Source organism: Limosilactobacillus rudii, from assembly GCF_014145455.1.
Classification (GTDB): domain Bacteria; phylum Bacillota; class Bacilli; order Lactobacillales; family Lactobacillaceae; genus Limosilactobacillus; species Limosilactobacillus rudii.
This window is the reverse complement of sequence record NZ_JACIVB010000042.1, coordinates 47,251-70,183: the sequence shown is the minus strand read 5'-3', so window position 1 is coordinate 70,183 and position 22,933 is coordinate 47,251. Positions and strand designations below refer to the sequence as shown.

Below are 22,933 nucleotides of genomic sequence, written 5' to 3'. Positions count from 1 at the left end.
ATCCAACGACGGTAACACCGGATGAACCAGTACCAAGTGTTCCAGGGTACAAGCCAAGTGTACCAACAGTAACGCCAACTAACCCTGGAGTTGATACGCCAGTTAAGTACGTTCCAAATACGGTTACGCCAAAGCCGGCTGATGATCAAACAGCGATTGTTAACTACGTTGACCAAGATGAAAACAACAAGGTAATTACTACTTCTGGTAACCTCGTTGGTAAACCTGGCAACAAGATTGATTACAGTACGGCAACCACGATTGAAGAACTTGAAGCCCAAGGTTACGAATTAGTGAGCGATGGTTTCCCGGCTAACGCAACGTTTGATGATAATACGGACGTTAACCAAGTCTTCACAGTTGTCTTGAAGCATGGTCACGCTCCAGTTGGACCAAATAATCCACATGAGCCAGGTACGCCAGTCAACCCTGGTGAACCAAACGGACCAAAGTGGCCAGCTAAGGATAACTACACGAAAGACTACACATCTACTGTTCACTTCGTGGATAACAACGGTAACAAGATGCGTGATGATGATGTCCAAACTTCAACTTGGACACGGACGTTGATTATCGACAAGGTTACTGGCGAGATTCTTAACCCTAACGAAAACTGGACTTCTGATAAGGACAGCTATAACGAAGTTAAGGTACCAGTAATTAATGGTTACGTTGCGGACAAGGCTAATGTTCCAGCCAAGAAAGCAGTTCAACGAAACATTGAAGATACAGTAACCTACACTAAAGTTGGTAATATTGTCCCAGTTGATCCAAATGGTAACCCAATTCCAAATGTACCAGTTGTGCCATACACGAATGATCCAACGGATCCGACGAAGGTCGTACCAAACGAACCGGTACCAACAGTTCCAGGAATGACGCCAAATGTCACGACCGTTACACCGGATCGTCCAACAGTTGATACTCCAGTAGTCTACACGACGCCAACGCCGGTAACACCAACTACACCGACTAAGCCACAAGCTTCAACCACGCCAGAAACTCCTGCCCAGCCAGCAGAACCGGCAACACCGGCTGCACCAACACCAGCACCGGTTGCCAAGAAGGCACCAGCTCAACCAGCAGCTAAGCAAGAAGCTAAGAAGTTACCACAAACTGGTAACGAAAATAGTAATTCTGCGGCAGTTCTTGGTTTGGCAGCCCTCGGATTGACGGGAATTTTGGCAGCAGGTAAGAAGCGGCGCAAAGAAGACTAAAAAGGTTTCGTTAAATAAGAACTAGTTATGCGGAGAGTTGTGGTTAATTTGAAGATGGTTTATTGCAATGACTTAACAAACAATGCAATGGATAGTGGCTTAACAGATTCATAGCAACAAACTCAACGCATAAACAAAAAGCTCATGATTGAAAAATCATGGGCTTTTTTGCATAACTTATTTTTGCGATAAACGAATTAGATATAAAAACAATCTTTTGACTTGAATATTACTCAGAAAGGAAATGATTACTTTTCTTATTAGTGTAAGGATAAGCGATTTAAAAGTCATGTTATCGGGTGGTAGTTAAATAGGGTAAAAACAGATTGTACCAACATATGATGCTTTGTTCATTTGTTATAAAAATAATTTTATAACGCAATTATAAAAGTAATAAACGGGAGCCATTCTGGCAGTTGAGCTAAGCGAATTGCTTGATTTTTAGGGTGAATTGTCCTTTTACAAATCATTTGATAGATAAGTTGAAATTATAGTTGAAAGCGTTATATTAATGGTTGCGAACGTGTTATGTGGAACCATAATTTGCTTTTATTTATTCTATTCATAAGGTGTAATGATTAAGGAGGATAATAATTATGTTATCGCGTAATAATCGACGAGAGCTAATCAAAAAACAGGAGCCAAAACAGCAGCGGTTCACAATTAAAAAATTAACAGTTGGTGTTGCTTCTGTATTACTTGGATTTACATTCGCCGAAAACACAACAGCTTCTGCGGATACGGATGTTAATACGGACGATCATTCGGCTAGTGTTACTAACCACAACGCCGTTATAAATGATAATTCATCGACCTTGCAGCAATCTGCCACTAGTGCAGGACGGCAACTTCCTGGGTCGACTGTTAATCCTGCTGGTAATGTAAAGACGGCGGTTGCTGATAACTACGAAGCGGCAGTAAGTACTGCAGTAAAGCAAGAAACCGCTGTGTCTTCCAATGCAGCTTCTGCAAGCAATGCGGCCTCGAGTACGGCAATCAAGTCGTCGACAGTGGCTAATAGTCAACCAGCGAACATGAAGCTAGCGGCATCAAGTGCAACTCGGACGGCAAACTACGCCGCTGCTTTTGCTAGCTTAACTAATAATGCAGTTGAGCAAGATGCGAATGCACAGACAGTTAGCGACTGGAATGGCCTGCAAACGGCATTAAATAATACAGCGGTTAGTCAAGTTAATGTGCAAGGTAATATTTATGCTAATGGTGATGCAACCATAAACCACGACGTCACAATTAACGGGCTTGATGGTGCTTCAATTAACTTTGGCAAAGCAGTGATTAAAGGTACACCAACCTGGAGCGGTATCAATTTAACGTTTAGTAATTTGACCCTAACCAGTACAAGTTCCACGGGTGCAGTTGATTTCAGTCAAACAAATGGTGAAAATACAGTAACATTTAATAATGTCAATGCTCATGGGGCTTCCCTGTATAATGGGGGTGGCAATACTGACGTTTACATTCGTGGGAATGTCACGAGTGATGTTGATGGGTCTGCAGCTAAGCCAACTGTTGCGCAATTAAATAATGCTCTTGGCAGTTATCCGACCGCTAATGTTAATAATTGGCGAAACGCTAACATTGTTGCGGATAATGTTTATGTTAGTCAAGGAGCTAATTTGACGTTGACGCGTAGTGTTGTTGGTGATGGGATTGATATTGTCGCCGGAAACAAAGCCTACAATAATAGTTCTGATGAAATGGGTAATGTAAACGTTGGTGTTAATGCTGGCCTAAACATTACCTTGCTCAATGGAACCCAGCAAAACCTTCGGGCAACTGAACAAGCAACTAACATTGAGAATGCGAGTGCAGCTATTCGTGCATACCGGAACGGTTCGTTTACAACCGGCGATAGCGCCCAAGTTAAACTGAATGTTGGCCACGGACGAGGAATTGTCTTTGATGAGCCTTTTGGTGGTTCGACTTCAGTCCAATTGCAAGGTAACCCTGAAACAAACTGGTATAACAACCGAGCTGGAACAAATTATCGTGACTACGACCATAACGAGTTTAAGCTTGGTAACTCTACCAATTTCTATGTTCATGGTCGTGATGGCGTCCTGCTTGGAAATCGTGCAACGATGATTACGGGTGAAAACAGCCACCTGACCTTTGATAATGGTGGTAACGGTTCCGGGTTAACAGTTGATGCTTATGCCCGTGTCGAAATTTCACCACATTCAGTTGTGCTGATGCACTCTGACGGAAAAGACCATTCTGGTGTCTGGAACGGTGGAAACTATATTGGTTTAGGCGAAGATGGTCACTTTACGGTTGATCATGATGCCACTTTCCGTTATGTCCTGGTTAACCGGAATACATTAGTAGCCAACGGAACAAATGTCACCAACTTTTATGATGATAACTTTAACATTACGTCAATTAAGGCAAGCTCTAGTCCAATTGTCACGATTGGTGATAATGCAGTTTTTGATGGTCAAAGTGATTACCGGAATATTTTTGGTGAAATCTTATCATTCTCCTATAATGCTGCCCCGGCTGCAACGACGATGAATATTCATGGTGCTCGGTATATTAACTTCCAGAAGTATGAAGCAACTACCCCGGGTGCTTACCAAAATGTTACAGCACTTGATCCGAATGGCAAGCATACTGGAAACTTGTTCTACTCTTGGCCGCATAATACGTGGACGGTTAACGGCAATACTTATAATGCCTACAAGTGGGATGATGAATATTATGCCGGTAAAGAAGATACCTATGATGGTACGAATGCGGAATCAATTAAGAAATCAATTGATGCCTTTACGCGCGATGCGTCACAGACGTGGTCAGGTATTACTGACTTGAACCTTGATTACAATATGCATGAACGAGTTGGTGGCTATGTTAATAATGACGCGACGCTAAGTAACCATGGTGTTGCATTTGGCGCCGAAGCACATGGTTTTGACCCTGAATATTCACAACGGGTTGCTTTAGTTGCCACCAATATCCCCACAGAAGATACAACAACCGAACAGCAAAAGACAGATTACGATGTGGTTTTGAAATATAACCAAAACCTTCCTGCAGGAACTGTTAAGGTAGTTCAAAAAGGTGTGGCTGGTCTGGTTCGTAAGACCACGACAACTTACTATATTGTTAATGGAGCAACCGGAGAAAAGACCCTCGATACCTCTAAGGGCGGATTTAATGTTATTATCGATGAAAATGGAAATGTTATTAGCCGAACACCGAATAATAACCCTGGTCACAGTACAACAATTGCAGAAATCAATCAGATGGTTCCGGAAGTTATCGAAGTTGGTCCGCAGAAGGTAACGTTAAACTATGTTGACAAGACCACTGGCAATCTTTTAAAGACGACAACAGTGCTTGGTGATCCAATCAAGACGGGAACTGATAATACTGTTGAATTTGATAAGGATGGTAATGTTATTCCAAATGCGATCACTACAGCTACATTTACTGATAATGGTCAAACCGTCGCCGAAATTGTTAAGGGCTACACTGATCAAGGAATGACGGTTACAGCTAACACTTTAGCGACCGCAATTAAAAATGGTACTGCTCAGTATGATGTCAAGGGAGTTACGCGGACAACGCTGACGAACCAGCAAGCAATCCCTGCTAATGGTCCGGTATATGAAATTGATTTGAATGAAGCGGTTAAGCAAGGATCAATCACCGTTACTTACTACGATGAGACAACTGGACAAACGATGCCCAAGTACACCTATAATTCAGGTGAAGAAAATGTAGGTACACCAGTTACTTATTCTACGGCTGATACGATCAAGACTCTTAAAGGTCAAGGCTATGTATTAGTTCATGATGGCTTTACTACCGCGGATGTTACTGATATTACGGCCGGAAGCCATAAGTATGTTGTTACTGTAAAGCATGGAATTGAAGATGTTAATAAAAATAATCCGCATGGGATGCAGGTTACCAAAGAAGTTACCCGGACTGTTAACTATACCGTTGATGGGAAGCCTTCTGCCCAGCTACCTACAAAGACGGAGAATGCCAACTTTACGGCAACCGGGTACTGGGATAAGGTACTGAAGCAATTAGTTGACGTTGTAAATGGGCAGATCGTTACAGAAAATGGGCAGGTCAAGAAAGGCCAATTGACATGGACCGCTGATGGTTCAACTAAGGACGAAGCTACCATGAATGGTTATCCAGCTCCCATACTAGACGGTTACCATGTTGATACTGTATCGGCAACGTCAGCAGGGCAAAATGTTACTGCTGACAATGTTGCAAGTGATGGGGCAGTTAAGGACATCACCATCACCAACAATAGCAATAATATCGATGTGAATGTCGACTTAGTAAGCAACGGAACTATAATTTGTGGTGAGCGGGATGTACCGGCTTCACAAGTTGTCCATTATGTTGGTGCTGGTAGCGAGACACCTGCTGATAATGTTCAAAACGGCTTTAGTTTCCACTATTCTGGCGATATCTATGATAAAGTTACTGGCCAAAAGATTGCTGACGGCAAGTGGAATGTTGAACGTCACACTTTCAATAATGTCAATGTTCCAGTAGTAAAAGGCTACTATGCTAATACGGCGATAGTTGACGGACGGACAGTCACCCCAGCAAATCCTAATGCGGAAATTACAGTTACTTACCAACCAGTGGGTAAGATTATACCAACGACACCGGACGGTAAGGTAATCCCGAATGTTCCACAACCACCGTACAAGAATGAACCGACGAACCCGACGAAGGTAACGCCAAATGAGCCGGTTCCGGAAATTCCAGGTTATACGCCAAGCGTGCCAACGGTAACCCCAACAAATCCTGGTAAAGATACGCCAGTTGTATACAACCAGATACAGCAAGCAGATTTGACGATTGTTGATCAAGATAATGACAATAAGCAAATCGAAGTTTCCAATGTTAAGACAGCCTTTTCTGCTAAGGGTGATCAAGGAACAGAGATTAAGTTTACCGGAGTAGATGCTTCAATTAATAGTCTTGAAAAGCTTGGTTATGTTTATGTCAACTCGACATTTAAGACCGGCGATAAGTATGACAACCAAGATAATCAGCCACAGCATTATTTAATTGTGATGAAGCACGGGATTGAAGACGTCAATAAGAATAATCCGCATGGACTGGAAGTAACAAAGACGATCACGCGGACTGTTACCTACACTGTTGATGGTAATTCTTCTGCTCAACTGCCTACTAAGACTGAAAGTGCAGACTTTACGGCAACCGGGTACTGGGATAAGGTGCTAAAGCAATTAGTCGATGTTGTAAATGGCCAGATTGTTACAGAAAATGGGCAAGTCAAGAAAGGTCAGTTGACGTGGACTGCTGATGGTTCAACTAAGGATGAAGTTACGATGAGTGGCTATCCAGCTCCCGTACTAGACGGTTACCACGTTGATGCTGTATCAGCAACCTCAGCAGGGCAAAATGTTACCGCTGATAATGTTGCAAGCGATGGGGCGGTTAAGGACATCACCGTTACCAGCAATAGTAATAATATCGATGTTAAGGTTAACTTGGTAAATAATGGAACTAAGGTTGTTGACCAACAAAGTATTCCAGGATCTCAGACGGTTAAATTTGTTGATGAAGATGGCAATGAGCTGGTTAAACCAAGTGTTGACCATACTGAATTTAACTACTCTGGAAACACCATTGATGCGCAAACTGGTCAAGTTATTAGTCACGGTAAATGGAATCAAGAAACACACCACTTTGGAAATGTAAATGTACCGGTTGTTGATGGCTATGTAACTGATACGAAGACTGCTGGTGGTTTAACCGCAACGATCAAGGACCCTAATGTTACCCAGACGGTTATTTATCATCAGGTAGGGAAGATTATTCCGGTTGACCCGAATGGCAAACCAATTCCAAACGTTCCGCAACCACCATACAAGAATGATCCAACTAATCCGACAACGGTTACACCAAATGAACCGGTTCCAGAAATTCCAGGGTATGTTCCAAGCGTGCCAACAGTAACCCCAACTAATCCAACCAAGGACACGCCAGTTGTTTACAATAATACTGAAACAGCGATTGTTAACTATGTTGATCAAAGCGAAGATAACAAATTAATTACTAGTTCTGGTGATTTGACCGGACCATCAGGCACGAAGATTAATTACAGTACGGCCGCAACGATTCAGCGACTAGAAGACCAGGGTTATGTCTTTGTAAGTAGCAACTACCCAGCTGATGCTACCTTTGATAATGATATGGGTAAAACACAGGTCTACACGGTTGTAATGAAACACGGGACGACAACCTTCAAGCCGGATAAACCGGGAGTACCGGGCGAGCCGATTAACCCTAATTATCCTGACGGGCCGAAAGTAACCAAGGAAGATGTTGATTACCAAAAAGATGTTACCTCAACCGTTCATTATGAAGGAGCGGGTGAAAAGACACCGGCCGATAATGTCCAAAATGCGCAATGGACCCGGGCAATTACGGTTGATAAAGTTACGGGAAAGATTATTAGTACAACCGAATGGCAACCAAATAAGACGGATTATCAACCTGTTAAGACACCGGTTATTGACGGTTACCATGCTGATAAAGCAGTAGTACCGAGCCAGAAGGTAACGATGGACAATCTGACGACGACGGTTACCTACTATCCAAATGGTCGAATCATTCCAACAACCCCAGACGGTAAGGTGATTCCAAATGCGCCACATCCGCAATATCCGACTACGCCTAATAATCCAACCAGTGTAACGCCAAACGAACCGGTTCCAGACGTTCCTGGATATAAGCCAACGGTCCCAACGGTTACGCCAACGAACCCTGGTAAGGACACGCCAGTTGTTTATAAGCAGGTTCAACAAGCAGACTTAACTATTGTTGACCAAGATAATAACAATAAGCAGATTAAGGCTCCGGGCATTGAAACTAGCTTTAATAATAGTGGCCTTCAAGGTGATCCAATTAAATTTAACGGGATTAATAGTGCAGTAAATGCCCTTGAAAAGCTTGGCTATGTGTATGTCAACTCGACCTTTAAAGCTGGGGATGTTTTTGCTAATAAAGATAACCAGCCACAACGGTACGTTATTGTGATGAAGCATGGCTTGGAAGAAGTTAACCAGAATAATCCTCATGGAATGCAGGTTACTAAGACGGTTACTCGGACGGTTACCTACATGGTTAATGGCAAGACCAATGCTCAATTACCTGCTAAGACTGAAAATGCTAACTTTATTGCTAGTGGACACTGGGATAAAGTTCTAAAGCAATTAGTCGATGTTGTTAACGGTCAGATTGTTAGCGAAAATGGGCAAATCAAGAAGGGTCAATTAACGTGGACCGCAGTTGGTTCAAATAAGGATGAAGCAACTCTTGACGGCTATCCAGCACCTATTCTTGATGGATACCATGTTGATGCTGTATCGGCAACGTCAGCAGGGCAAAATGTTACCGTCGCTAATGTTGAGAAAGATGGAACGGTAAAGAATGTTACTGTAACCAATACAAGCCACGATATTAACGTAACGATTAACTTGGTAAATAATGGAACAAAGATTGTTGACCAACAAAACATTCCTGGCTCCCAGACAATTAAATTTGTTGACGGGGATGGTAATGAGCTTGCAAAGACAATCGTTGATCACACTAACTTCACATATTCTGGTAATACTGTTGATACTTTGACAGGGAAAGTTATCAGTCAGGGTAAATGGAACCAAGAAAGTCACCGTTTCGGTAATGTGAATGTGCCAGTAATCAAGGGCTACGTTGCTGATACAATGACTGCCGGTGGTTTAACTGCAACAATCAAGGATCCAAATGTTACCCAGACAGTTATTTATCACCAAGTGGGCAAGATTATTCCGGTTGACCCATCAGGTAAACCAATTCCAAATGTTCCAACGGTGCCATATGTTAATGATCCTACTAATCCGACGAAGGTAACACCAAATGAACCAGTTCCTGAGATTCCGGGATATGTTCCGAGTGTACCAACCGTCACGCCGACTGATCCAACAAAGGATACAACTGTTGTTTACGACAATATGGAGAAAGCGATTGTTAATTACGTTGATCAAAGCGAGAATGATAAGCTAATTACCAGTTCTGGTGACTTAACCGGTCCATCTGGTTCAAAGATTAATTACAGTACCGCTGCAACTATCCAGCAACTGGAAGATCAAGGTTATGTCTTTGTAAGCAGTAACTACCCAACGGGAGCTGTTTTTGACAATGATATGGGTAAGATACAAACCTACACAGTTGTGATGAAACACGGGACGACAACCTTTAAACCGGATAAACCAGGAGTTCCTGGTGAACCGATTAATCCTAATTACCCTGATGGACCGAAAGTAACCGCGGAAGATGTTAATTATAGTAAGAATGTTAAGTTTACAGTAAATTACGTTGGTGCCGGAGCCCAAAACCCTCGTGCTAATGTTCAGACTGCCCAGTGGACCCGGGCAATTACTGTCGATAATGTTACAGGAAAAATTATTAGTACAACCGCTTGGAAGGCTAACAAGACTGCCTACCAAAATGTACAAACACCTGTTGTCCCAGGTTATCACGCAGATAAAGCCGTTGTAGCTGGTCCGAAGGTAACGATGACAGATGAGAATGCTACGGTTACGTATGCTCCCAATGGTCACATCATTCCTGTTGATAAGAATGGTACCCCAATCCCTGGAGCTGATCATCCGCGTTATCCAACGAACCCCCATGATCCAACAAGCGTGACACCGAATGAGCCTGTTCCTGAAGTACCGGGTTATACGCCACAAGTACCAACCGTCACTCCGACTAATCCGGGTACTGATACTGATGTTCCTTACAATAAGATTCCAGTAACGCCACAGCCAAGTGAGGAACAGACGGCGGTTGTCAATTACGTTGACCAGACCGAAAATGATAAGTTAATTACTAGTTCTGGACAGTTGAAGGGCGCAAGCGGGACAAAGATTAATTACAGTACGACTACTACCATTAAAGAGTTAGAAGCTCGCGGCTACGTTTTCGTAAGCAGTAATTATCCAGCGGATGCGACATTTGATAATTTACCAGATACAACCCAAGTTTATACTGTTGTGATGAAGCATGGGTATGCACCGGTAGGCCCAGATAATTCGCATGAACCAGGAACCCCTGTTAACCCTGATGAACCAAACGGACCAAAGTGGCCAGCAAAGGATAATTATACGAAGAAATATACCTTAACAATCCACTATACTGGTGCCGGTAGTGCGACCCCGGCTAATAATGTTCAGACCTCTGTTTGGACAAGGACGATTACAATTGACCGTGTTACTGGCGCGATCATTTCTGATGGTCAGTTTAATACGGGGTGGACACCTAATGAGGAACGCTACCAACGAGTTAACGTACCGGTAGTTAAGGGTTATGTTGCTGATAAGGCAGTTGCCGGTGGTCAAAAGACCGTTCAAGAAAATATTACTGAAGACGTTAATTATACGAAGGTTGGTAACATTGTACCGGTAACTCCAGACGGTCAACCATTGCCGAATGTACCAGAAGTACCGTATACTAACGATCCTACTAACCCAACAAAGGTTATTCCAAATGAGCCAGTACCAAATGTACCAGGCTATACGCCAGCAACGTCAACGGTAACGCCACAAAATCCAACAGAGGATACGCCGGTAGTCTATACCAAGCCAACCCCTGTGACGCCAACAGAACCAACTAAGCCAAGTACTCCGACAGCACCAACACCAGCTAAACCGGTAGAACCTACTAATGTTTCAGCATCACGGCCAGTTCCGCAAAGAGTGATATCTACGCCTACAGCCTTAGTAGTTAATGAAGCCCGTCCTGTTAACGAGAAGAGTCCACAAACGGGAAACAATAGTCAACCAGTTCAAGAGACCGTATTGCCGCAAACTGGGAATGATCAAGGCAAGGCAACTGAGGCACTTGGCTTGGCTGCACTTGGCCTAAGTGGTATGCTAGTTACAACGATTAAAAAACGGCGAAAAGAAGATTAGAATGCGGAGAGTTGTGGTTAATTAACGAGGTAGGTTTATTGCTAATGACTTAACACCAAAGCAATGACGAAGTGGCTAAAGTTACCGCAACAAACTCAACGCATTAGCGAAAGACCCTGCTATTTTAGTGGGATCTTTTGTTGTTTTAAATGATTAACGATAATCGGATGATAAAAAGATATTATGAAATTTATAATTCATATGATGAAACTGTCATTTATGGCAGGCAATAAGAATAATTAATAATTTTATTAAAATAGCGATACGCCTTGATATAACTGCACTTTAATGACAAAGATGATTAAAAATAATAATTTTCTTTTGATAAATGAGTTGCAAAAAGCAATGATGGTAGTAGAATGACAATTGAAAGTTAATAGTAAATGATTGTTTCAAAAGTTAATTATTTAAAGTAGTTAATTGCTTATCATTTAATTACTGAAATTTTTAGCTTAAAAATAATTGTTTTAAAAACAACCGCTGGTTTGGCCGCCCAATTTAATTAGGGATGGTTGCATCTTGCCAACAGGCAACGACGTTCATCTGGACGACAACCACAGATAGAATGCAACCTGGTAGTGATCATGTGCAGGTTACTACTTATCTTGAAGAGTTTTCACCTTTTATTTATACACAAGTGATTATTGCATGACTTAACAACTCTAAGAGATAGTGACAAGTATGCGCCAGTTGGCTTAGGACTAGTTCCTTATAAACTGGCGGATAGGCTATTATAATTACATCTAAAAAGGCGACCCCCGATGCCTACTTGTGATGAATTGTAATAGTGGTTGTCACTTAACTGAATGGTGGTACAGTTAAGTTATAAATATATTAGCAACAGTTTTGTGCATTGCCTGTTGTTACCACCGCTCCCTAACAGATAAGGTTTAACGCCTTATAATATTGGGTATCATTATTATAGTGAACGTTGCACAATTAATATGTCAGGCGATATAGATAATGCTTATAAGAAACCCCCGAATACTTAACTTTAAGCAATTTTCGGTAGCATTACTTCCTCGAATAAGTTGAAATACAGGCTTAATTGTCTACGCCAACAGCATTAAGCGAATAGTATTTTATCTTTATTGTGTAAATGTAGCTGCTACTGAGTAAATATTGTTTTGACTATTAATTATGTTTCGGTCCGACGGTACACATAACATTAGTTAAGGATACTGGTGATACCCGCAAAAGTCGGCACAGAATTACGATAGTATGGCTAATGTGCTAAGCCTGCTATAATGTAAGCCGCTTGATGGTAAGTTTTAATGTTGAATGGTGGACTTATCATCAAAGTTAGTTGTGCGTAAACTAACCAAAAAAGGATTTTCTGAGAGATGAAAATCCTTTTTTGTTTTAAATAAAATTCAATTGATAAATTGGAAAAAGTGTAATAAGATAAGTGCAGAATAAGAAACACGAATGCATTTCAAGTAGGTCATTTAGAGAGACAGCGGGTGGTGCGAGTTGTTGACCGAAACTCCGGTGCATAAATATGTGGGCGGGTAATTCCGCACGGTTAGTAGCCGTTATCTACTTCGAGGGTGACTATTTAGTCAAACTTGGGTGGTACCGCGGAACTGAGAGCCATTTCGTCCCAAAATATTGAGGATGGAGTGGCTCTTTTTATATATTAGGAGGATATTCAATGTTAGATATTAAAAAGATTCGTCAAGACCCCGAATTTTATAAGCAAAAATTAGCTACGCGGGGTGTTAAGCCTGAAGAAATCGATGAAGTGATTACACTTGATAAGAAGCGTCGGGAATTACTTCAACAGACAGAGACAATGAAGGCTCAGCGAAATGAAGCATCAAAGAAAATCGGTGAAGCTAAGCGGAATGGTGAATCAGCCGATGAAGCGATTAAGGAAACTCGTGAACTTGGTGACAAGATTAAGGCATTAGATGAAGAAGTTGAAAAAAATGATGCTGAATTACACGATAAAATGGCCCACTTGCCAAATATTCCTCATGATGGCGTACCGGTTAGTTTGACAGAAGATGGTGCTGTTGAACTTCGTAAGGTTGGTAAAATTCGCGACTTTGACTTTGAACCAAAGCATCACTGGGATATTGGTGAAAATCTTGGTATTTTGGATTTCGATCGTGCCGGTAAGGTTTCTGGCGCACGGTTTGTTTACTACCTTGGTCTCGGTGCTCAACTTGAACGGGCAGTTTACAACTTTATGCTAGATGAACACATGGCTGATGGTTATACGGAAGTAATTCCGCCATATATCGTTAACGCTGCTTCAATGTACGGTACCGGTCAGTTCCCTAAGTTTAAGGAAGGCGTTTACCAAGTTAATGGAGAAGATATGACTTTGATTCCAACAGCTGAAGTTCCATTGACTAATTACTATCGTGGAGAAGTAATTCCTACTGAAGAGTTACCAGTTTATGTTACGGCATTAACGCCATGTTTCCGTTCTGAAGCAGGGGCAGCTGGTCGGGATACTCGTGGATTAATCCGGATGCATCAATTTAATAAGGTTGAAATGGTTAAATACACTAAGCCGGAAAATTCATGGGATGAACTCGAAAAGATGACGGCTAATGCTGAAAATATCTTAAAGAAGATTGGTTTACCATATCATGTTATTACTTTAACTACGGGAGATATGAGTTTTACTGCATCTGAAACCCATGACCTTGAACTATGGATGCCAGCACAAAATAAGTACCGTGAAGTATCAAGTTGTTCAAACTGTTTAGACTTCCAAGCACGACGGATGCATACCCAATACCGGGATGAAAATGGTAAGCTTCAGTACGTTCACACGCTAAATGGTTCTGGGTTAGCGGTTGGCCGGACAGTTGCAGCTATTTTAGAAAATTATCAAAACGAAGATGGTTCTGTAACAATTCCAGAAGTCTTAGTACCATACATGCATGGGGTAACCAAGATTACTAAGGAAAATGCTGTTCCATTCCGTAATAAGGCCAAAAAATAGGTGATCCTAATGTTAATTACGACAACAGAAAATATTCCCGGGCATCAATATGAAGTCATTGGCGAGGTATATGGATTAACCACGCAGTCAAAAAATGTACTGAGCAATATCGGTGCGGGGCTAAAGAATATTGTTGGTGGTGAGATTAAAGCATATACAAATATGTTGCATGAATCTCGTGAGAAGGCAATTTCACGGATGGCAGATCAAGCAAAACAAAAGGGTGCAGATGCGATCGTTATGATGCGGTTTGATTCTGGCTCAATCAGTACTGATATGCAATCAGTGGTTGCCTATGGGACTGCTGTGCGGTTTGTTGATTAAATACTAATTAAAAGGCTGAGAAAAATGTTTTTCTCGGCCTTTAGTATATTTAAACTAACTTTAAGCCGCTTTAGTTTAACGATTATCGCTATGCATTTATTACTGGTTCGTCTAATTTCACTGTATCGCAAGTATTTTCTTGCATTAGTAAGTAAAATCTCATAATTATAAATGATTAATGAAAAACAACTTAATAAAATTAAGGGTAGACTAATACCTAACTTTTGTTTTTCTTGTTTTAAACGCTGTCATCTTAGGAAAGAACACGAGTAAGTGCTAATGCTTAACAATCAATTCTAGCGATAGTATAGTAATATTAACGTTAAAATTTGATTAAAAAGGGAGTCGGTATAGATGCAAAGCGGCAAATGGAAAAACATAATTACCACCATAGTTGCAGTTCTAGGAATTGTAGTAGGGTGGCAAATGATTGAACCTCAGCAGGTGTCTGCCGATGAACCTACATATACATTTGCGACTAACAATACGTTTGAACCGTTTGAAATTCAAGATAGTAAGGGCGGTTACTCAGGAAAGAATCCGGGAATTGAAATTGAAATGCTCAAAAAAATTGCTAAGCATGAGCATTTTAAATATGAATTGAAGCCGATGAGCTTTAACGGTGACCTGCAAGCCTTAGAGTCGGGGCAAGTTGATGCAGTAATTGCCGGAATGAGTGTTACTAAGGAACGAAAAGAAAAATACGACTTTTCAACCCCTTACTATACTGATGGGGTTGAAATGGCAGTTGCCAAGGATAGTAATATTAAGTCATTGAAGCAACTAAAAGGCAAGACGGTTTCTGCAAAATCAGGAACAAGTGCTGCTCTTTTTCTAAAGAAAAATCAAAAAAAGTATGGTTATAAAATTCGCTACTTTGATGCATCAAATACAATGTGGAATGATGTTAAAACTGGTAATACTGCCGCTACTTTTGATGATGGACCAGTTTTGGAATACGGAATTAAGGAAGGCGTTCCTCTTAAGATTGTCACTAAAAAGCCGATTGATGCCCAACCAGTTGCCGTTGGATTCCAAAAAGGTAAAAACCTTGAACTACAGAAGAAAATGAATGCCGGAATTAAATGGTTGAAAGATACTGGTCAAATGAATCAAATTGTCAATAAGTATACTAAGAGTGATAAGACAACGAAAAATAATGCTGCAAGTCGGACGATCATAGGCTTGATTAAGGCTAATTATCCAGCATTGCTTCGTGGTTTATGGATGACGATTGAATTGACGATAGTTGGAATTATCTTTGCAATGATTTTTGGGGTAATTCTGGGGATTCTAGGAATTGTCCAAAATAAATTTGCTAATGCAGTATCAAGTATTTTGATTTACATCTTCCGTGGTATTCCAATGATTGTGTTAGCTTTCTTTATTTACATGGGGGTACCAAATGTGATTGGTCATAAAGTACCACTATTTTTAGCCGGCGTCTTAACCTTGACCTTAGATGAAGGTGCCTACATCGGTGCGATTGTCAAGGGTGGCTTTGAAGCGGTAAATATTGGCCAGTGGGAAGCTGCTCGCAGTCTAGGTTTGCCTTATAGTAAAGCTTTGATTAAAGTTATCGCACCGCAAGGATTTAAATTAATGGTTCCTTCACTGGTTAACCAATTCATTATTACCTTAAAGGATACGTCGATTCTTTCAGCAATCGGGGTCATGGAATTAACCCAAACCGGGACCGTTATTATTTCGCAGAATATGGAAGGGTTCAAGATGTGGCTGATTATCGGTACGATGTATATTATCATCATTACCCTATTGACATGGTTATCAAACTACGTACAAAAGAGGATGGCTTAAGATGGATAAACATTATAAAATACAAGTAAAAGACCTGCATAAGAGCTATGGCAGCAATGACGTTCTTAAAGGAATCAACCTGGATGTTAAAAATAATGAAGTAGTTTGTATGATTGGCCCGTCTGGTTCTGGAAAAAGTACTTTTCTACGGTGTATCAATAAACTTGAAGAACCGAATAGCGGTCATATTTACGTTGATGGCTATGATATTGCGGATCCACAGGTAAATATTAATAAGATTCGCGAAAATATTGGAATGGTCTTCCAACACTTCAATTTGTTTCCTAATATGAATGTACTAGAAAATATAACTTTAGCACCAGTTCAATTAGGAAAAATGACCAAGGCGGAAGCCCAAGAGGCAGCGATGCACTATCTTGACCTGGTCGGTTTGCAAGATAAAGCGACTGCAAATCCTGTTAAGCTTTCTGGTGGTCAAAAACAGCGGGTGGCAATTGCCCGGGCACTGGCAATGAAACCGGATGTAATGCTGTTTGATGAACCAACAAGTGCGCTTGATCCTGAGATGGTGGGAGATGTACTCGGGGTAATGAAACGGTTAGCACAAGAAGGGATGACGATGATCGTTGTTACCCATGAGATGGGCTTTGCCAAGCAGGTAGCAGATCGGGTAGTCTTTTTCCATAATGGCGATATTCGTGAACAGGGAACGCCAGAAGAGATTTTTGATCATCCGCAACATCCAGATACGAAGAACTTCTTGGATAAAGTATTGAATGTTTAGTTATCGGCTGACTATCAGAAATTTAAATTTGACAAAGCTAGGATAATCATTATAATAATGAGTAACTTCTAATAATTGGTTGACAGAGAATCTAGCACTTGCTGAAAGCTGGATCCAATTAAATGGCATGAGCGTTTAAAATGGAGTGGTTTCCTTATCGACTGAGAGGTAGCGCAGAGCTATAAAAATGGGTGGAACCGCGTTAAAGACGTCCCTGGTATTAATTACCAGAGGCGTTTTTCTTTGCTTGTGAAAACGTTTTTGTTATTAATTAAAATTTTTAAGGAGGCATATTATGGACGAAAAACAACAACAGAAGTTAGAACGATCGCTAAAAAGTCGCCATGTGACGATGATTGCTATTGGTGGAGCTATCGGGACCGGTCTTTTCCTTGGTTCTGGGACGGCTATCCATCAAGCGGGTCCGGCAATCATTCTTTCATACCTGATCGTCGGTATCTTTTGCTTCTTTATGATGCGGGCACTAGGAGAATTAATTTTAGCTGATACATCGAAGCATTCGTTTATTGATGCAGTTAAGGAATATCTTGGTGATCGGATGGAGTTTGTAGCTGGTTGGATGTATTGGGCTTGTTGGCTGACTCTTGCTATGGCTGACTTAACAGCTACGGGAATTTACTTAAAGTACTGGTTTCCGAGCTTGCCGCAGTGGGTTGGACCACTGATTATCGTTATTTTATTGATGCTTGTAAATATGGTTAACGTTGGTTTATTTGGCGAACTAGAAAGCTGGTTCTCAATGATTAAAGTAATTGCGATCTTAGCATTAATTGCTGTGGGGGTTGTATTACTTGTAATGCATGGGCATGTTGAAGGACGAACTGTTACTTTAGCCAATTTGGTTAATCATGGTGGATTCTTTCCAACGGGACCAATGGGCTTCTTAATGTCATTTCAAATGGTTGTGTTTGCCTTTGTAGGGATTGAAATGGTTGGTTTAACTGCCGGAGAGACTAAGAATCCACAAAAAGATATTCCAAAGGCAATTAATACTTTGCCAGTACGGATCGGTTTGTTTTATATCGGTTCGATGATAGCGATGATGGCGATTTATCCGTGGTTCCAGATTAAGACGACATCAAGTCCATTTGTTCAAGTTTTTGCGGCAATTGGGGTACCAGGAGCAGCGGCTATTTTGAACTTCGTGGTATTAACGGCTGCAATGTCAGCTACTAATAGTGCTATTTTTAGTACAAGTCGTTCGTTATACTCATTATCCCGAAGCGGTAATGCACCTAAGCGATTTGGTGAATTAAGTGCTAAGGCAGTTCCAAACAAAGCCTTAACGTTCTCATCATTAATTTTGTTTATTACGGTGGTTTTAAATTACATTATGCCAGCAGGAATTTTTGATGTCATTGCTGGAATTTCAACGATTACGTTTATCTTTACGTGGATTATTATCATGGTAGCTCACATTAAGTATCGAAAGCAGAATCCAAAGGGAGTAGCTGACTTTAAGATGCCTGGTTACCCAATTACTAGCTGGATTACAATTATATTCTTCCTAGCAGTATTAGTGATCCTCTTATTCATTGATTCAACACGGATCCCGCTTATTCTTTCAATTATTATTTTTGCATTACTCGCTTATGGTTATGGATTTTTAAAAAAGAAGAAATAATCTAATGAAGATTTAGGTGAAGAAAAACTTTTGCATTTTTCTCCGCCTTTTTCTTTTGCATTTAGAAAAGATTAGTTTAAGAGGAAGAAAAAAAGTAATATATAAGGCACTTTTGTCTGATAAGTAAACCGCCGCAAATGCTGATATGACGCTGTTTGTTTGCTATTTAACTGGGAGGAGATTATACTAAAGGCGTGGAAAGATAGAAGGCCGAAATTAACAAACATCTTCTCATAATAAAACTACTTTGAAGTACGTTAATTAGACTTTTTGCATAAAGATTACCAACACCCCACTCCACATGAAACATTTTAGTTTCTCAAAAAGTATATTGAGCTAAAAGTAATTAGTGGCCATATCTACAACAAACCTATAATGATAAGCTTAAGTTCCTCGTATTAAGCAGATAGATAAGTTACCATAACAAAAAACTAGTAGGCCTTTCTTCCCACCTCCATACGGATGTCTGGAGACCCAAAATGTAACTCCGATAAGCATTTTGGGTCTCTACTGGTTTAAAGGTGGTAGAGGGTAAATATTTCCTGGGAAATATTTATTTTGTGAAGGTGGGAAATGTTGCAGTGATTGATAGAAAAATTGCTCAATACCTGAACAGCCAGTATAATAAAAATACCTTGGCAGGGGCAAAGAAGAACCGCATGATACAGACAATTTGTCGGTGTTGGTTCTTCTTTTCTTTTTGAATACGAATGATAGCGTTTTCATATGTTGCTAAAAAACTTTGTGAAATTTTGACTGGATAAGAGTGTTTACGATAATTGGATTTGTAAGATACTTTAATTCAAAAATGATGAAAATTCACAAATTGTCTATAAAACAGCGCTTTACAGAAAAGAAATTTAAAGATATTCTTAAGAAGTTAACTCGCCACAAATGCAATTATAATATCTTAATTTGGAACGGCTGTTAACGAATATTCTATTTAAGGAGGGTACACAGCCATGTCTATGTATCTTATTATTAACATTATTGGGCTGATTGTCTTTCTTGGAATTGGTTGGCTTTTCTCTAAAGATCGAAAAGCAATCAACTGGAAGACGGTAGGAATCATGGTAGTTTTGAACTTACTACTAGCGTGGTTCTTAGTAAGTTCATCAGCTGGTCGTGCTGGGGTTAAAGCGGCAGCTGACGGATTTGCGTGGATTGTTAATGTATCTGCAAAAGGTACAGTCTTTGCTTTAGGTGGTTGGTACAACACTAAGAACCTTAACTTTATTTGTTCTGCATTGATGCCAATCCTTATGATTGTTCCATTGTTCGATATCTTGAATTACATCGGTGTATTGCCATGGATTATCAAGTGGATCGGACGTGGACTCTCATTTATTACTGGTGAACCTAAGTTTGAATCATTCTTTGCTGTAGAAATGATGTTCTTAGGTAACACAGAAGTTTTGGCTGTTTCAGGTATGCAGATGCGGGCAATGAATAAGGAACGTAACTTGACGGTTGCGATGATGTCAATGTCTTGTGTTACTGCTTCAATCCTTGGTGCATATATTGAAATGATGCCAGGGCAATTTATTCTAACTGCTGTTCCAATTAACATTATTAACTCACTAATTGCTGTAAGTATGTTAAACCCTGTTACTGTTCCAGCTGAAGATGACACAATTGAAAAAGTCGGAGCAGAAGTTGAATCCGATAAACGGGAACCATTCTTTAGTTTCTTAGGTGATTCAATTTTGGGTGCTGGTAAGCTGATCCTTATCATTATCGCTAACGTTGTTGCCTTTGTTGCTTTAGCAGCCCTGATTGATGCTATCTTAGCATTGTTCTGGAAAGACCTTTCTCTTGAAAGTATCTTGGGGGTTGTCATGTTCCCATTCTCATGGTTACTTGGATTACCTGTTCATGAAGCATGGATGCTCTCACAAGATATGGGTATGAAGTTAATCACTAATGAATTTGTTGTTATGGGTAAAGTTACTGGTGAAATTAACAGTTACACACCACACTTGCGGGCTGTCTTGACTGTCTTTGTAACTTCATTTGCTAACTTCGGTACATTAGGTATGATTATTGGTGCCTTTAAGGGCTTAGTTGACAAGGAAAAGAATGATTACATCGCTTCAAACATTGGATACCTTATGCTTTCTGGTATTTTAGTTTCATTATTATCAGCAGCATTTGTTGGTCTCTTTGTTTGGTAAAATTGAAAAGCAGCTAACAAGGCTGCTTTTTTTGACACTAAAACCGTAAACGCTTGCAAAAAAGGAGAAATGAATTATGACTACTAAAATTATTATGGATACAGATCCGGGAATCGATGACGCAGCAGCTTTAACGATGGCAATTAATAATCCAGCGCTTGATTTAAAGCTAGTTACAACTGTTGCCGGTAATGTTACGGTAGATAAAACGACAGCTAATGCACTAAAGATTGTTCATTTCTTTGGTAAGGATATTCCCGTTGCTGCGGGTGCTGAACAGCCATTAATCAAGCCGTTTGAAGATGCTGCGCGAATTCATGGTGAATCAGGAATGCCGGGATATGATTTTGGCGATGACTATGGTGAACCAATTAAGAAGACTGCTGTTGAAGCACTTCACGATGCAATTATGGCGGAAGATGAAGTTGTATTAGTACCAACTGGTTCATACACTAATATTGCATTACTATTCAGTGAATATCCAGAAGTTAAGAGCCACATCAAACAAATTGTTGCAATGGGTGGTTCGTTCTCTGGTGGTAATATGACTAGTGCTGCTGAATTTAACGTCTTTACGGACCCGGATGCTGCTAAAATTATGTATAATGCCGGTGTACCAATTGTTACGGTCGGCTTAGATGTTACCTTAAAGGCTCTTCTTACTGCTGATACAATTGAGAAGTTAGGCAAATTAAATAAAGCCGGCGAAATGCTTCATGGCTTAATCACACACTATAATGACGGTAGTGATGAAGGTCGGCCAATGCATGATGTTAATACAATCTTCTACCTTCTTCACCCAGAAGCATTTACTACTAAGGATATGTGGGTAGATGTTCAAACAGACGGTCCAGCAATTGGAGCTACTGTTGGTGATGTGCGGGCAGCTTATCATGATGGTAAGACTAATGCCAAAGTTTGCTTAGATATTGATGCTGATTACTTCAACAAGTGGTTCTTAGAAGAAGTCGGAAAAATCAAATAGTTTTTAAAAGGGCTAGGGAAACTTAGTCCTTTATTTTATAGATATATACTTGGATACCTAAATATAAGCAGTCGGGCTGTCTATTAGATATTTACTAAGCTTTTGAGTTTTCGCTGAAAGCGCTTTTTGTTATGATGTTAGTAGAAACTACTAAGGAGATGGCAAAATGGAATTTAAGAATATAATGATTGCTGGTGCCGGTGTTTTAGGAAGTCAAATCGCTTATCAAACTGCATTATCAGGATTCCCGGTAACCGTTTATAACCATCATATTGATACCGCTGAACGGCGTATTAAGGCCTTAAAGGCAGACTATCAACGAGATTTACATTTAACTGATGAAGAGTTTCAAAAGGGCCTTGATAATATTAAAGTAATTACTGACGATATTGAAACGGCAGTTAAGGATGCTGACTTAATGATTGAAGCATTACCTGAATCACTAGAGCTGAAGGATAGCTTTTATCAGAAGGTTTCAAAACTAGCCCCAGAAAAAACGGTATTTGCAAGTAATTCGTCAACCTTTATTCCTAGCCAATTGGCACCGCATACTGACCGGCCTACGAAATTCTTGAACATGCACTTCGCTAACCATATTTGGCGATTTAATGTTGTTGAAATTATGGGCTCAGATAAGACTGAACCAGCAGTAATTGAAGCAGCTACTAAGTTTGCGCGCGAGATTAAGATGGTTCCAATTGTATTGCATAAAGAACAACACGGTTATATTCTTAACTCTCTCTTAATTCCATTGTTAGCAGCCGGCCTAGGATTATGGGCTAAGGGGGTTGCTGAACCAGAGACAATTGATAAAGACTGGATGATCTCAACTGGTGCACCAATGGGTCCCTTTGGAATACTAGACATGGTTGGCTTGCGGACGGCTGCTCAAATTGAGTTAAACACTTACGCACAAACCAAGGATGAGAGTCATAAGGCGATTGCAGAAAAGATGCAAGAGATGATAAAGGAAGGACACGAAGGAAAAGAATCAGGACAAGGATTCTATACTTATCCACATCCGGCCTTCATGGATCCAGACTTTTTGAAACACTAGACGATAATAATAAATAGCAAAGA

The 22,933-nt window shown here is 40.4% G+C and carries 10 protein-coding genes; all 10 read left to right on the top strand.

What is annotated here, in order from left to right:
- On the top strand, positions 1–1,217 hold a 1,217-nt coding region (locus H5S39_RS03050), incomplete at its 5' end, for a mucin-binding protein (protein WP_182596776.1).
- 596 nt (positions 1,218–1,813) lie between these two features.
- Positions 1,814–11,200, top strand: coding sequence for a mucin-binding protein (locus tag H5S39_RS03045; RefSeq protein WP_182596777.1), 9,387 nt, complete (start codon positions 1,814–1,816; stop codon positions 11,198–11,200).
- Positions 11,201–12,854: 1,654 nt separating this feature from the next.
- A complete protein-coding gene (gene serS / locus H5S39_RS03040; protein ID WP_182596778.1) occupies positions 12,855–14,162 on the top strand; it encodes a serine--tRNA ligase in 1,308 nt (435 codons plus the stop codon).
- A gap of 9 nt (positions 14,163–14,171) precedes the next feature.
- Positions 14,172–14,486 (top strand): heavy metal-binding domain-containing protein, encoded by a 315-nt coding sequence (locus H5S39_RS03035; RefSeq protein ID WP_182596779.1) that lies wholly within the window; start codon positions 14,172–14,174, stop codon positions 14,484–14,486.
- A 354-nt stretch (positions 14,487–14,840) separates the two neighbouring features.
- Positions 14,841–16,304, top strand: a complete 1,464-nt coding sequence (locus tag H5S39_RS03030; protein WP_182596780.1) for an ABC transporter substrate-binding protein/permease — start codon at positions 14,841–14,843, stop codon at positions 16,302–16,304.
- 1 nt (position 16,305) lies between these two features.
- On the top strand, positions 16,306–17,049 hold the full coding sequence (locus tag H5S39_RS03025; protein WP_182596781.1) for an amino acid ABC transporter ATP-binding protein: 744 nt from the start codon (positions 16,306–16,308) through the stop codon (positions 17,047–17,049).
- 295 nt (positions 17,050–17,344) lie between these two features.
- On the top strand, positions 17,345–18,694 hold the full coding sequence (locus H5S39_RS03020; protein WP_182596782.1) for an amino acid permease: 1,350 nt from the start codon (positions 17,345–17,347) through the stop codon (positions 18,692–18,694).
- Between the two features lie 962 nt (positions 18,695–19,656).
- Positions 19,657–20,868 (top strand): NupC/NupG family nucleoside CNT transporter, encoded by a 1,212-nt coding sequence (locus tag H5S39_RS03015; RefSeq protein ID WP_182596783.1) that lies wholly within the window; start codon positions 19,657–19,659, stop codon positions 20,866–20,868.
- Positions 20,869–20,944: 76 nt separating this feature from the next.
- Positions 20,945–21,853: a ribonucleoside hydrolase RihC gene (gene rihC, locus H5S39_RS03010; protein ID WP_182596784.1), complete on the top strand. Its 909-nt coding sequence runs from the start codon at positions 20,945–20,947 to the stop codon at positions 21,851–21,853.
- Between the two features lie 166 nt (positions 21,854–22,019).
- Positions 22,020–22,910: a 3-hydroxyacyl-CoA dehydrogenase gene (locus H5S39_RS03005; RefSeq protein ID WP_182596785.1), complete on the top strand. Its 891-nt coding sequence runs from the start codon at positions 22,020–22,022 to the stop codon at positions 22,908–22,910.
- The last annotated feature ends 23 nt before the right edge of the window (positions 22,911–22,933 follow it).